Genomic DNA, 14,230 nt, shown 5'->3' with positions numbered 1-14,230 from the left:
GTGTTTTAGCTTATATTTTTGTGATGACTTTGATCGTTTTCTTTACTTCTTCAGCAATTTTACGGGCTTCACTTAGATCGCTATTTACGATAGTGACGTGCCCCATTTTTCTAAAGGGTCTGGTTTCTCGTTTTCCATAAATATGTGGCGTAACACCTTTTAAAGCCAGAATTTTTCCCATCTTATCATAAAATACATCACCGGTATAGCCTTCTTCTCCTACAAGGTTAACCATAACGGCGCCTATTTTGCTTTCGGTCTCTCCTAACGGAAGATTTAAAATGGCACGCAGGTGTTGTTCAAATTGATTTGTATAACTACCTTCTATACTATAATGACCACTGTTGTGGGGTCTGGGCGCTACTTCATTTACAATGATCTGGTCATCCTGAGTTTGAAATAACTCTACAGCCAGTAAGCCAACGTGTTCAAATGCCTCGGAAACTTTAGTTGCAACATCACGTGCTTTCTGAGCTACAGCCTCATCAATACGAGCAGGACAAATCACATATTCTACCTGGTTAGCTTCCGGGTGAAACTCCATTTCTACAACAGGGTAAGATCTTACTTCCCCACTGGGATTACGCACGACAATTACCGCAAGCTCATTTTTAAATGCAATCATTTCTTCAGCAATACAGGGCACATCGATAAGCTTAGCAAGATCATCAATAGAGCGCACTACCTGCACACCTTTACCATCATAACCACCTTGAGTGCTTTTCCATACAAATGGTAAACTGGTTTGCCGTGCGGTAATGGCTAGTTTTAAAGCTTCTAGATTGGGGTATCGTTTGTAGGGAGCTGTGGGAATATTTTTTTCTGAATAAAAGTCTTTTTGAACCCCTTTATCCTGAATTTTTCGCAACGTCTGCGGGCTGGGATAAACGGTGATTCCTTCAGACTGCAGTTTTTCTAGAGCTTCTACATTTACGGCTTCAATCTCAAAAGTTACCACATCGGCTTTTTTTCCGAAGTTATAAACCGTAGTAAAGTCCATCAAATCCCCCTGTTCAAAATAGTTTGCTGCAATACGGGAAGGAGCTTCATTGCTAGGGTCTAAAACCGCAGTTTGTATATCAAATTTACGGGTTTCGTACAGCATCATTTTGCCTAATTGACCGCCACCTAAAATAGCAAGTTTAAAGTCTGAAGAGAAATAAGAGTTCATTAAATAGATGTCTTTTAGCGTCTAAAATTAGTGAATGCAAAAGTAAGTTTTTAGAGGAAGAATGCAGAAGTTAAGTTCTTAAAACCTTCAGTATGAAATGCGCTTATTCTTAATTTAAAGACCTCTTTTGTTAATGAGCTATCTACAGGTTTATATTAACTAACAATATGTATCTTTGTCGTTTAGTTTAAACCACTGCCAGACTAACCATGATCAAACTACGCGGTCTCCATTTTAATGAGTTTATTTCAGAAGATGAACTTTTAAATGCAATTGAAAAAGTAGCAGCTAGAATTAACCATGATTACGAGGGTAAAGAGCCCTTGTTTCTCGTAGTTCTTAATGGGGCTTTTAAATTTGCTACAGAATTATTGAGCAGATTTAACGGTAACTGTGAGATTGAGTTTTTAAAACTGAGTTCTTATGATGGTACCTCGAGTACCGGGCAGGTTATGACTCATATTCCTATTGATGCAGATCTTGAAGATCGTGAAGTGATTATCATAGAAGACATCGTAGATAGCGGTAATACCATAGCAAAGCTCACCGAAATGATGGTGAGTGGTGGAGTTAAAAATTACCGTTTTGCCAGTTTATTTTTTAAGCCTGAAGCTTACACAAAAGAATACAAAATACATTACGTAGGGCTTGAGATTCCTAATGATTTTATAGTGGGATACGGCCTTGATTATAACGGTTTGGGGCGTAACCTCAATGCTATTTATAAACTTAAAACCACAAAAATGACAAATTTGGTATTGTTTGGCCCTCCTGGTGCCGGGAAGGGAACACAAGCCTCTTTTCTAAAAGAAAAATATAACCTGATTCATATTTCGACAGGAGATGTTTTTAGATATAATATTAAAAATGCTACAGAACTGGGTATGCTTGCAAAGTCTTTTATAGATAAAGGACAGCTCGTGCCAGATACAGTTACCATAGATATGCTGAGCGCTGAAGTTGATAAAAATGCTGATGCAAATGGTTTTATATTCGACGGTTTTCCCAGAACAACTGCTCAGGCTGAAGCATTAGACTCGCTTTTAAAACAGAAAGATACCGAAGTTTCTGCTATGATAGCCTTAGAAGTAGATGACGAGATTTTAATACAGCGTCTTCTAGAGCGCGGTAAAACCAGTGGTAGAAAAGACGATGCAGATGAGACTGTTATACGCAATCGTATAAAAGTATACTATGGGGAGACTGCTATCTTAAAAGAATACTACCAGAAGCAGAATAAATATTTTGGAGTAGATGGGGTAGGTAACGTACCTGAAATTACAGAGCGTCTAAGTAAAACCATAGACGCATTATAAATTACAAATGTCAAAATTGAGAGTTACTTACAGCTCTCATTTTATATTTAAACTTTTAACTATTTATGACCGAAGGAAATTTTGTTGACTATGTAAAGATGCACGTAACATCTGGTAAAGGTGGTGGTGGCTCGGCTCATTTACGCCGTGAAAAATTTGTTACAAAAGGAGGTCCTGATGGTGGTGATGGTGGCCGTGGAGGTCATGTAATCTTACGTACAAATCCTAATTTGTGGACACTTTTACATTTAAAGTTTAAAAGACATACCAGAGCCGGTCACGGTTCTAACGGAAGTAAGCAAACCAGTACCGGTGCAGATGGTGAAGACATGTACATCGAGGTGCCTCTGGGTACTGTAGTGCGGGATACTGAAACGCAGGAGATACTTAAAGAACTTACCGAGGCAGATGAAGAATTCATCATCGCTAAAGGAGGTATGGGTGGTTTAGGAAACGCGCATTTTAAAACTGCAACAAACCAGACACCACGCTATGCACAACCCGGAATGGATGGGGAAGAGGTAAATGTTACTTTAGAACTTAAAGTACTGGCAGATGTAGGTCTTGTAGGATTTCCTAATGCAGGTAAATCTACTTTACTTTCAGTAATTACTGCGGCAAAGCCAAAAATCGCCAATTACGAGTTTACTACGCTAAAACCGAATCTAGGAATTGTACAGTACCGTGACTTTCAAACTTTTGTAATTGCAGATATACCTGGTATTATTGAAGGAGCTGCAGAAGGTAAGGGACTTGGTTACCGTTTTTTAAGGCATATTGAACGCAATTCTACATTGCTTTTTATGATACCTGCAGATGCTCCTAATGTAGGTGAGCAGTATCAGATTTTATTAAACGAATTAGAGAAATACAATCCAGAACTTTTAGATAAAGATAAGTTGATAGCGATTACCAAATGTGATATGCTAGATGCAGAGCTTAAGTCTGAATTAAAAAAAGAGCTTGATAAAAGTCTTCCTGTAGAGTATCTATTTATATCTTCTGTAGCACAGCAGGGACTTGTTGAGTTAAAAGATAAGCTTTGGGCTATGCTTAACAAACCTGAAGTTAAGTAACCCAAACAAGTTTCTTCTTTTAAGCTTTTATTGACTATCATACTTCATCATTTTGCTTATTTTTAAAGAAAAGCAGTATGATGAAGTATTTTTTAGTTTTAGCGGTTTCGTTTTTAATAATTTCTTGTGGTTCTACTCAGGTTAACTATGATTACGATGAGCAAATAAATTTTGCAGAATACAAAACCTATAATTTTCTCCCAGATATGCAAACAGGTTTGAGTCAGTTAGATGCAAATCGCCTAATTGATGCTATAGATATAGTGATGCAACAAAAAGGATTTGTAAAATCTGAAACTCCAGATTTATTAATAAATATTATCTCTGATCAGTACCGTGAAAACTCGCAAAATTCAGTAGGCGTGGGTGTAGGTGGTGGTAGCTATGGTGGGGGCTTGAGTATTGGTGCAGGTATTCCTTTAGGCGGTAGCAAAGATCATCAGACTATAACAATAGATTTAGTAGATAGCAAAAAAGACATGCTGGTTTGGCAAGCAGTGAGCGACAGCAATATAGCACTTAATACAAACCCTCAGGATCGGGTTTCTTACTACACAAAAGTGAGTCAGAAAATATTTAAAAATTTTCCGCCAGAAAAGTAAAAAGTAAAAGGTAATTATTAGGTAATGTTTATTTCTGGTCTGCTTTTTGTTTAGCTTTGGTCAAAACAACCAGGTATGCGCATACATTTAATGCTTTTCATTTTTTTACTAAAATTTTCAATTTCCGGTAATGCTCAAAGCACCGAATTTGTAATGGCTGAAAACTATTACAAAGCTGAAAAGTTTGAAAAAGCAAAGCCTATTTTACTCTCTTATTTAAAAAAATATCCTAAAGATAAACTCACTCGCGAATATTTAGGAGATATCGCTTCTTACGATAAAAAATGGGATACTGCTCTAGGTTATTATGAAGAATTGGTTAAGGAGCAACCCTCTAATGCAAATTATCATTTTAAATATGGTGGGGCATTAGGTATGAAAGCTTTGAGTATAAGTCGTATTAGAGCATTAACCTATATAGACGATATAAAAGAACACTTTCATAAAGCAGCAGAACTAGATCCCAATCATATAGAAACCCGCTGGGCTCTTGTAGAGTTATATCTGCAATTACCGGGTATTATAGGAGGTAGCACAAGTAAAGCACGTGATTATGCTTTAGAGCTTCAGAAGATATCTCCTGTAGATGGCTATTTAGCAAGAGGCTATGTAGAGGAGCATCAAAATAATTTAAAGGAAGCCGAACAATTCTACAAAAGTGCCATTAAGGTAGGTGGCTCTCCTACTACCTATGCTAAGCTTATAGCGCTTTATGAAAAGGACAACGAGCCGCAGAAAGCTTTAGATGCAGCCACAACAAGTTTTAAAATACATAAGCGCAATCAAATAAATTACCAGATAGGTAAAATTGCGGCAGAATTTAATATAGAGCCTGTTTTAGGTCTGGCAAGTCTTAAGCAATATATTGCAAACTACTCATATAAAGATGGTGTTCCTGTGGGCTGGGCGCAATATAGGATGGCTCAGATTTATAAAAATCAGGGTGATAAAACCCGTGCTTTACATTATATAAATTTGTGTCTTCAAGATCTTCCTGATTTTGATAAGGCTATAGATGAGAAAAAGAATATTCTTGCTATGTGATATTAGAATCTTAAACTTATTTTAAGCGAGCTACTTCTGATTTCTTAACTTGCAGACTCAATTCAAAGGCGATTATGAAAGTACATTTTATAGCAATAGGTGGTAGTGCAATGCATAATCTAGCCCTGGCGCTTCATCACAAAGGATACACAATTAGCGGGAGTGATGATGCTATTTTTGAACCTTCTAAGACTCGTTTAGCTAATTACGGTTTATTACCAGTTGAACTAGGCTGGTTTCCAGATAAAATTACATCAGATTTAGATGCGGTTATTCTGGGTATGCACGCAAAAGAAGATAATCCTGAATTACTCAAAGCACAAGCAGAAGGGATAAAAATATACAGCTATCCAGAATTTTTATACGAACAGTCTAAGGAAAAAACTCGTGTAGTTATTGGTGGTTCTCACGGAAAAACTACCATAACTGCTATGATTTTGCATGTACTGCATTATCAGAATAAAGAGGTAGATTTTATGGTGGGAGCGCAGCTACCGGGATTTGATACGATGGTGCATTTAACCGAAGAGAATGACTTTATTCTTCTTGAAGGAGATGAGTATTTATCATCGCCTATAGACCGAAGACCAAAATTTCATTTATATAAACCTAATATTGCATTGATTAGTGGAATTGCCTGGGACCACGTTAATGTGTTTCCGACATATGAAAATTATATTGAGCAATTTGAGATTTTTGCTGAGTCAATCTCACGAGGAGGTATTCTTGTTTATAATGAAGAAGATGCTGAGGTAAAGCGAATAGTTGAAGCTGCTGAAGCGCCAACGCGCAAACATCCCTACTCGACACCAGAATACACCATCGAAGATGGGGAAACGCTTTTAGAAACTCCAGAAGGGCCAATGCCTATATCTGTTTTTGGGAAACATAATTTAAATAACCTTGCAGGTGCAAAATGGATTTGTCAACATATGGGTGTTGACGAAGATGATTTTTATGAGGCTATAGCCAGTTTTGAGGGGGCCGCAAAACGTCTTGAAAAGATAGGTGAAACTGCCACTAATATTGCGTTTAAAGATTTTGCTCACTCGCCTTCAAAAGTTAAAGCAACTACTGAGGCTGTAAAGAATCAATTTCCTGATAAGCGCTTAGTTGCTTGTTTAGAACTACACACATATAGTAGCTTAAATGCTGATTTTATAAAAGGCTACAAAGGAGCATTAGATTCTGCTGAAGAAGCAGTTGTTTTCTATTCTCCAGAAGCAGTTGCTATCAAAAAGCTTGAAACTATAAGTAAAGAACAAATTGCTCAAGCGTTCGAGCGGGATGATTTGACCATTTTTACAGATGCTACAACCTTCAAGGATTTCCTTGTAAATTCAAAATTCAACGATAGTGTATTGTTGTTAATGAGTAGTGGTAACTATGGTGGTTTAGACTTTGATAAAATTCAAGAGTTACTCTAGTTAACTACAAACTTAGGTTTTGAAGCCTTCAGTTAATCTCTGGCTTTTGGAAGTCTAAACGTAAGTGTGCTACCAGCGCCAACTTCGCTTTTGATGCTTAGTGATCCTTTATTTTTTTCTAAATAAAACATACAGGTTTTTAAGCCAAAACCAGATCCTAATTCATTAAAAGTGCCCGGGGTTGTAAACCAATTTTCACCATTCATAATCTTTTCTATCACTTTGGGTGAAATTCCCAGGCCGGTATCTGTGACTGTTGTATAAACAAAATTATCTTCTACGTAGATATTAATGGTGATAACCCCATTTGAAGGTGTAAATTTTATTGCATTGTGAATTAGATTTCTAAGTACAAATGAGTAACTGTCTATATCAGCATATATTTTAGCATTTATATTTTGAGTTACTATTTCAATATTTTTATCCTGAGCCTGAGGTTGCATAAGTTTTAGAATAGATTTTATTAAATCTGCACTTTGAAAAGGTGTTTTTTCAATTTGTTTATCCTGGGTCTGTTTTTTTGACCAATCTAATAAACCATCTAGAAACAGCGTTACGTTATCTAATCTTCCTGAAAGATCATTTAAAAGTGATTTACTTTCTTCTATATCTATACTATTATTGTTAAATAGTTCTATAACCGTTTTAAGATTATTCAAAGGAGTGCGCACATCATGAGAGATTAGCGCAAATAATTTTTTATTAGTAGAATCTAATTTTTCTAATTTTTGTTTTTGAAGATCTAGCCGTTTAAAGTAACGATTCATAATTATTGCTATTGGGCAGGATACCACAAAAGGTATGATAGCACTCATCCAAAATCCTATCCAAAAGTCTTCCCAGGCTGTATATGAGAAGACTAGCGTAAATGTTAGTGTAGATAAGAAAACAGAGGTAAAGACTACAAAAAAAGGATTGTATAAACTTTCTTTAGTTATTCGCATAATTCCCGGTTTTCGTATTAACAATACTAATATTCTGAGGGGTAAAAGATCTCATTTCTAATGTAAAACTATTAATAACTTGTAGGAAATCATATACAGTTAGCCTAAGTGGATATTGCTAAAGGTGAGTTACATTTAAGTGTCGACGAATGGTTACGCAAAATTTGATTAATACATATTTTTGTAGATAATTATTAATTTTAAATCAGTAAATGCACCTTAAAAAGGTTAAAAATTACGACAAAGTGCATATAGACGAGGCTTTCTAACTATTCTTTTATTTGAAATTAGGCTTAAATCTTGGGGATATGTCGTTTATATATAAAATCTATATAATCACTCATAATAGCGGAGTAACTGTCTTTTAATGCAAATTTTGCTTTCTCCTGGTCTTTCTTTAATTTGTCTTGTGAAAGTTTAAATTTTCCCTCCCAGTTCGTTATTTCTATTTCAAAACCCGTTACATAGTTAACAAAGGCTTCCATTCTAGAATCATCTTTATCTAGAACAAAACGTTGTTGATCACCTTCAAGAGTATGCGTAAGTTCTACCATTGTATTTTTTAATTCGTCGATATTTTGATGACGTATAATTTTTCCTTCTAAATGAACCTTAATATAATTCCAAGTAGGTAGTTGACGAGTGGTATAGATAGCTGGCGATATATAGCTGTCTGGTCCATTAAAAACAAGGGTTACATCTGCACCTGGCTTTAAGTGTTGAAGTTGCGGATTATTGTTATCTATATGGCCTACTAGTTTACCCAGATTATTGTCTGCCTTGTAAATTAGTGGTAAATGAGTGAGGAGGGGGACATCATTTTGTGTTGTGATTAATAATGCCAGAGGGAAGGTCTGTAGTGTTTTAACCGCGTTTGCAAAGCCAGATTCCTGGTGGTGCGGGGGTGGATATAAACTCATACTCCAAATTGTGTAAAATGGTGATCTAGATGTTTGTATTGCATCTGACCCCATTGTGAAGTAGTAAAGTTACCAAAAACAGGATGCGGCTGAAAAGATTCTTTTGAACGAAGCTCATAAAAATCTTCAATCAATTTTTTAAGTTGAGTTTTTTCGGTTAAAAAATCTTTAGTTTCAATTATTTTAAAAGCTTTAGGAGTGGGGAGATTTTTTCTAATTTTTGAATCATCATACATCGATTTTTTGAAGAGGAGCTTAATTAAAAAGTTAGATTTTAAATTAAAATCTCTATTATAAAGTGGGATTTCTAATGGTTTTTGACAGTGATTAAGCATTTGGCTTACATTCATTTTACCCCACGAAGCAATAGAATTAGGACTTAAAGATTCTAAACGTTTAAGTATAGCAATGTGTGTATTTGCATGAAATAGACTTTCCATATTTTATTTTTTTACGAGTTATCGTAGAATTACATTTTATAAATTTATATATTATAATTTAACTGATGCTTAGGTATTTAAAAGTAATCACTCTTTCAATTTTATATTGAAAATAACGATTGTATGTCAGAAGATTTAGATTCATTTTCAATAAAAAAGTGGTCCTTAGATGATCGTCCTCGAGAAAAACTACTCAGCAAGGGCAAAGATGCTTTAACAGATGCAGAATTGGTAGCTATACTCATAGGATCTGGTAGTCGTAATGAAAGTGCGGTAGCTTTAAGTAAACGAATTTTAGCTTCTGTAAATAATAATTTAAATGCTTTAGGCAAGTTAAGTATAGATCAACTCCTAAAATTTAAAGGTATTGGCGAGGCTAAAGGTGTGACAATTGCAGCGGCTTTAGAGTTGGGTCGTCGCAGACGCTTAGAAGATGTAGCTGAGGTAAAGAAAATTTCAGGAAGCCACTCTGTTTTTGAATTGCTTCAACCTGTATTAGGAGAGCTTGCGCATGAAGAATTTTGGATTCTGTACTTAAATAACGCTAATAAAGTACTTAGTATGCATCAGTTAAGCAAAGGTGGTATGACCGGCACTTTAGTAGATGTACGTCTTGTATTTAAGAAAGCACTAGAAACAGGGGCGGTCTCGATTATTCTAGCGCACAACCATCCTTCAGGCGCCTTGAAACCCAGCCAGGCAGATAAAAATATCACAGAAAAATTAAAAAATGCTTCCCAAAGCTTAGATATAAAGGTTCTTGATCATTTAATCATTACCGAAAAAGCCTATTTTAGCTTCGCAGATGAAGGTTTATTATAATTCTTTCGGCTTTCTAAGTAAAATACAGAACTTGCCTTCTAGAACTCGTTTATGCTTTTAGTTTATACTCATAAAATTACCCCTCGTTTACGTTATACATTTAAGCATATATGTACGGCAATACTGGGGATTCCGGTTAAATTTACCACAGCTGTAGATGAGTTTATTGTACATGATAGCTTAAAATTATCATACACAAATAAACCCTTAGGAAAAGAAATACATATTAAAAGTCAAGAAGTACTTTTTGAACAGGGTATTTCTGATATGGAGATAAATGTACAGCCCTGGTTAGATACAAAATGCTTCTTTGTTACGGGTACAAAAAGTGCATTGCCTTATGATATATTTGCTGCTGCATTTGTACTGTTAAGCAGGTATGAAGAATTTTTACCACACGTAAAAGATGCAGAAGGAAGGTTTCCGGCATCAGAAAGTTTGGGGTATCAGGAAGATTTTCTTACCGAACCCGTTATAGACATCTGGGCCTATCATTTTAAGGATGTACTGCAATTAAAATTTCCAGATTATGAATTTGTGACTAAGAAATTTGCATTTCAGGCACTGGTAGATGTTGAGCAGGCTTATGAGATGTATGATATAGGATTTATACGAGAAATTACCAGTTTTGCGAGCGATGTTTTGCGATTGCAGTTTTCACGATTGTGGCTAAGGCTGCAAATTAATTTAGGTCTTCGCAAAGATCCTTACGACACCTTTAGTTGGCTTATTAATGTTCAGAAAAAATCAAAGTTTAAATTCCTTTTCTTTTTTCAGGTAGGAGATCTCTCAACATATACCAGAAATATACGGTATAACAAGCAGTCGTTTAGAGAGCTTATTAAAATGGTAGGCGATTACAGTGAAATAGGGTTGTTGCTTTCTAAGGAAGCATTAGAGCAACAAAAAAATATGAAAACTGAAAAAATACGTCTCGAGGGTATAACAAATAAACCACTTAACGCAATACGCTGTGGCAGTCAGATGGCAAGTTTGCCATCGCATTATCGTGAGATGATAAATCAGGAAGTAAAGAATGATTATTCTATGGGGTATCCTGATACATTAGGTTTTAGAGCGGGTACCTGTACACCATTTTTCTTTTATGACCTGGATTACGAAAGTATTACTCCGTTAGTTTTAAATCCTATTTGTTCACAGGCTCAGTCTTTTGAAGCAGAGGCATTAGATGCAAAAGATTTAAATGAAGTTTTGGACGTTTTTTTTAAAATGAAAGCCGAAGTTGAGAAGGTAAACGGAACATTTATATTCAGTTTTAAAAATAAATCTGTAACTGGAAAAGGACAGGACGAGGGACAGTGGAAACAATTTTTTAGACAATTAGTACATGAATAAATTGCCAGGAGTAAAGCACGTTTTTTTTGATCTTGATCATACTTTATGGGATTTTGACCGAAACTCTAAACTTGCTTTTGAAACCATATTTGAGAAAAATAAAATAGTAGTTCCTGTTGATGAATTTTTAGATGTTTACAGTCCGATAAATTTTCAATATTGGAAGTATTTTAGAGAATCTAAGATTACAAAAGAGCAGTTGCGCTATGGTAGGCTCAAAAAAAGTTTTGAGGGCTTAAATATCAATATAGATGACTATTTAATAAATAAATTGTCTGATGATTATATAACGCATTTGCCAGATCATAATTACTTGTTTGATGGTGCGCTAGACTTGTTAGAAGATCTAAATACAAAATATGCACTTCACATTATTACTAATGGTTTTGAACAGGTGCAGGCGTTAAAGTTGAAAAAATCTAAAATAGATCACTTTTTTAAAACCGTAACCAGCAGTGAGTCTGTAGGAGTTAAAAAGCCTGATGTTAAAATATTTCATCACGCATTAACACAGGCTGGGGCTCAGGTTCAGGAAAGTATTATGATAGGTGATACCTATGAAGCAGATATTTTAGGAGCTAAAAATATAGGTATGCGTACAATTTTTTTTAATTATCATAAGGCTAATCACGATCATGAAGAGGTTGAGATAGATCGCATAGATGCGGTAAAAATCTTTTTATAATGGTTTTAGTTACTGCATCTTTTATATCTTGTCTTTCTATATTATGTAATAATTTAATTTAAAATAAACTGACTTTTACAATAGTACTGGTCTTAAATATATTTATTAAATATGAAAAAGAATATTGTTTGTTTAGTATTGATAATTTGTGGGCTTAGCATGTCTGCACAAGAATTACAGGATTATAAATACATTGTAATACCGCAAAAGTTTGAATTTCAAAATGAAGCGGGTGAATATGATTTAAATGCGTTAACCCGTTTCTTATTTATAAAATATGGCTTTAATGCTTACTTAGAAAATGAAGAATTGCCTTCAGATTTAAATACGTCAGGTTGCAATACGCTTTATGCGCGAGCAGATGTAAGTGGATTTTTAAGTACCAATGCAGCAATTTCGTTAGTGAACTGTAGAGGGAAAGAAGTCTTTGCGCTTCCTGAAGGAAAAAGTAAAATTAAAACGTTTAAAGAGGGGCATCAGGATGCATTTAGAAAAGCATTTGCAGGTCTTGAGGATATGGGATATAGTTATTCTGAAGAGATTGTAAGTAAAGCAGATTTACTGGAAGAACCTCAAACAGAAGATTTAGTTCCTGAAATACGTAAAAGACAGTCTGAGATAAAGAAAGAGGACAAAGAAGTAGCTGTTACCGGTGTTATTCAAACAGCACAAACTAAAATAGATTTAGCAGAAGAGAAAGCGGAAGATGTAATTGAAGTGGTTGATGATTCTAAAGTTGCCATTGCTCAAAATGAGTCTCAACTAGTAGAAGATGTAACTACTGTTTTGGTAAGTGCAGATGGTTCATTTACAATGAAACCTACATCAAACGGTTTTGATGTTTATGAGGGATCATCAAAAATAGGAACTGCGACAAAAACATCTGCCGGTTCTTATCTCGTAAGTACTTCAGAATTCACAGGCGTAGGTTTTTATAATAATTCTGAATTTACTGTAGAACGCGAAATAAAAGGCGTTTCTGGCTTAGTGAAAATGGTATTTACAAAAAAGTAAATACTTTAAAATAACCAGTAAATAAAAGACCTCGAAACGTTTGCTTCGAGGTCTTTTATTTACTTTTAAGTTGTAATTAGTAATCGTATTTAGTGCCCCAACGATTCTTTAGAAATTTTCTGATTCCGTCTTCACGAGCATTATCGCCGGGATCGTAAAGTTTTTGATTTTTTACCTGTTCTGGTAAAAACTCCTGAGCAATAAAATTTCCAGCACCGTCGTGAGAGTATTTGTACTCTTCACCATAGCCTAATTCTTTCATTAATTTTGTAGGAGTGTTGCGTAATGCCATGGGTACAGGTAAATCCCCGGTTTGTTTTACGAGTTGTTGGGCTTTGTTTATGGCCATATACGAGGCGTTACTTTTAGGTGAGGTTGCAAGATAAGTTACACACTGACTTAAAATGATACGAGCTTCTGGGTAGCCAATAGTATTCACGGCTGTAAATGAGTTTGTAGCCATTATCAGCGCTGTAGGATTGGCATTCCCAATGTCTTCAGAAGCTAAAATAATGAGTCTTCTTGCTATAAACTTGAGATCCTCACCACCTTCAATCATTCGGGCTAAATAGTAAACTGCCGCATTAGGATCGCTACCGCGTATAGACTTTATAAAGGCAGAGATGATGTCATAATGTTGCTCGCCGGTTTTGTCATAAAGTACGGTGTTTTGCTGTACTTTACTTTTAACCATTTCATTAGTGATTACAACCTTTTCAGAAGTGGTTGTAGTTACGAGTAATTCAAAAATATTTAAAAGCTTACGCGCATCACCACCGCTTATACGCAGTAACGCTTCAGTTTCCTCTAGTATAATTTTTTTCTTGGATAGAATTGCATCTTGAGTCATTGCACGCTTTAAAAGTGCTCTTAGGTCATCTGCTGAGAACGGATTTAATACGTAAACCTGACAACGCGACAATAATGCCGGTATTACCTCAAAACTGGGGTTTTCTGTAGTTGCACCTATAAGTGTTACCCATCCTTTTTCAACTGCTGCAAGTAGCGAATCTTGTTGTGATTTACTAAAGCGGTGAATCTCATCAATAAATAAAATAGGATTCTTTTGAGTAAACAATCCGCCGGCAGTTTTAGCTTTATCAATAACCTCACGCACATCTTTTACCCCGCTATTGATTGCACTTAAAGTATAAAAAGGTCGCTTAGATTCTTCGGCAATTATAGTAGCAAGCGTTGTTTTACCCACACCCGGAGGACCCCATAAAATTAAGGAAGGTATAATTCCAGATTTTATAGAAGAAGTAAGTGATCCTTTGTCACCTACAAGATGCTCCTGACTTAAATAATCATCAAGATTTTTGGGGCGTAAACGTTCTGCTAATGGTGCATTCATACTTCAAAATTATTTAATTAGTCGAGATTTACTGCCACTATTTCCTAATTTATGATTTT

At 35.4% G+C, this 14,230-nt stretch carries 14 protein-coding genes; 9 read left to right on the top strand and 5 right to left on the bottom strand.

Translation table 11 applies throughout. From position 1 onward, the window contains the following. Positions 1-10: 10 nt before the first annotated feature. Complete coding sequence (locus ACEN25_RS07790) at positions 11-1,171, bottom strand: 5-(carboxyamino)imidazole ribonucleotide synthase (RefSeq protein WP_441802415.1); 1,161 nt, start codon at positions 1,169-1,171, stop codon at positions 11-13. 209 nt (positions 1,172-1,380) lie between these two features. Here ACEN25_RS07790 and ACEN25_RS07785 point away from each other — a divergent pair, with 209 nt between their 5' ends. From ACEN25_RS07785 to ACEN25_RS07765, 5 genes are all read left to right on the top strand, one after another. Further along, positions 1,381-2,487 (top strand): adenylate kinase, encoded by a 1,107-nt coding sequence (locus tag ACEN25_RS07785; protein ID WP_441802414.1) that lies wholly within the window; start codon positions 1,381-1,383, stop codon positions 2,485-2,487. A 65-nt stretch (positions 2,488-2,552) separates the two neighbouring features. Further along, positions 2,553-3,563, top strand: coding sequence for a GTPase ObgE (gene obgE / locus ACEN25_RS07780; RefSeq protein WP_028376373.1), 1,011 nt, complete (start codon positions 2,553-2,555; stop codon positions 3,561-3,563). Positions 3,564-3,640: 77 nt separating this feature from the next. Next, a complete protein-coding gene (locus ACEN25_RS07775; RefSeq protein WP_441802413.1) occupies positions 3,641-4,165 on the top strand; it encodes a DUF4136 domain-containing protein in 525 nt (174 codons plus the stop codon). Between the two features lie 75 nt (positions 4,166-4,240). Then, positions 4,241-5,209, top strand: coding sequence for a tetratricopeptide repeat protein (locus ACEN25_RS07770; protein WP_441802412.1), 969 nt, complete (start codon positions 4,241-4,243; stop codon positions 5,207-5,209). Between the two features lie 74 nt (positions 5,210-5,283). Continuing rightward, positions 5,284-6,636, top strand: a complete 1,353-nt coding sequence (locus ACEN25_RS07765; protein WP_441802411.1) for a UDP-N-acetylmuramate--L-alanine ligase — start codon at positions 5,284-5,286, stop codon at positions 6,634-6,636. Positions 6,637-6,668: 32 nt separating this feature from the next. Here ACEN25_RS07765 and ACEN25_RS07760 read toward each other — a convergent pair whose 3' ends face one another. The 3 genes from ACEN25_RS07760 to ACEN25_RS07750 form a co-directional block, all read right to left on the bottom strand. After that, positions 6,669-7,580 (bottom strand): sensor histidine kinase, encoded by a 912-nt coding sequence (locus ACEN25_RS07760; protein ID WP_441802410.1) that lies wholly within the window; start codon positions 7,578-7,580, stop codon positions 6,669-6,671. 293 nt (positions 7,581-7,873) lie between these two features. Beyond that, a complete protein-coding gene (locus tag ACEN25_RS07755; RefSeq protein WP_441802409.1) occupies positions 7,874-8,500 on the bottom strand; it encodes an FMN-binding negative transcriptional regulator in 627 nt (208 codons plus the stop codon). Further along, positions 8,497-8,940 carry a DUF1569 domain-containing protein gene (locus ACEN25_RS07750; RefSeq protein WP_441802408.1) on the bottom strand — a complete coding sequence of 148 codons (444 nt, stop codon included), beginning with the start codon at positions 8,938-8,940 and terminating at the stop codon, positions 8,497-8,499. The genes ACEN25_RS07755 and ACEN25_RS07750 overlap by 4 nt, the downstream gene beginning before the upstream one ends. Before the next feature lie 123 nt (positions 8,941-9,063). Between ACEN25_RS07750 and radC the strand changes: the two genes are divergently transcribed. The 4 genes from radC to ACEN25_RS07730 all read left to right on the top strand — a co-directional run bounded on the left by radC (position 9,064) and on the right by ACEN25_RS07730 (position 12,817). Then, positions 9,064-9,762, top strand: coding sequence for a RadC family protein (gene radC / locus ACEN25_RS07745; protein WP_441802407.1), 699 nt, complete (start codon positions 9,064-9,066; stop codon positions 9,760-9,762). A gap of 51 nt (positions 9,763-9,813) precedes the next feature. Beyond that, a complete protein-coding gene (locus ACEN25_RS07740; protein WP_441802406.1) occupies positions 9,814-11,118 on the top strand; it encodes a polysaccharide deacetylase family protein in 1,305 nt (434 codons plus the stop codon). After that, complete coding sequence (locus ACEN25_RS07735; RefSeq protein ID WP_441802405.1) at positions 11,111-11,803, top strand: YjjG family noncanonical pyrimidine nucleotidase; 693 nt, start codon at positions 11,111-11,113, stop codon at positions 11,801-11,803. Before ACEN25_RS07740 ends, ACEN25_RS07735 begins: the two co-directional genes overlap by 8 nt. Before the next feature lie 111 nt (positions 11,804-11,914). Then, positions 11,915-12,817 (top strand): hypothetical protein, encoded by a 903-nt coding sequence (locus ACEN25_RS07730; RefSeq protein WP_441802404.1) that lies wholly within the window; start codon positions 11,915-11,917, stop codon positions 12,815-12,817. A gap of 76 nt (positions 12,818-12,893) precedes the next feature. Here ACEN25_RS07730 and ACEN25_RS07725 read toward each other — a convergent pair whose 3' ends face one another. Further along, positions 12,894-14,171: a replication-associated recombination protein A gene (locus ACEN25_RS07725; protein WP_441802403.1), complete on the bottom strand. Its 1,278-nt coding sequence runs from the start codon at positions 14,169-14,171 to the stop codon at positions 12,894-12,896. Between the last annotated feature and the right edge of the window lie 59 nt (positions 14,172-14,230).

The organism is Leeuwenhoekiella sp. W20_SRS_FM14, assembly GCF_052119605.1.
Lineage (GTDB): Bacteria > Bacteroidota > Bacteroidia > Flavobacteriales > Flavobacteriaceae > Leeuwenhoekiella.
Note: the sequence above shows the minus strand (reverse complement) of the source record. Positions and strands in the feature narration are given on the sequence as shown.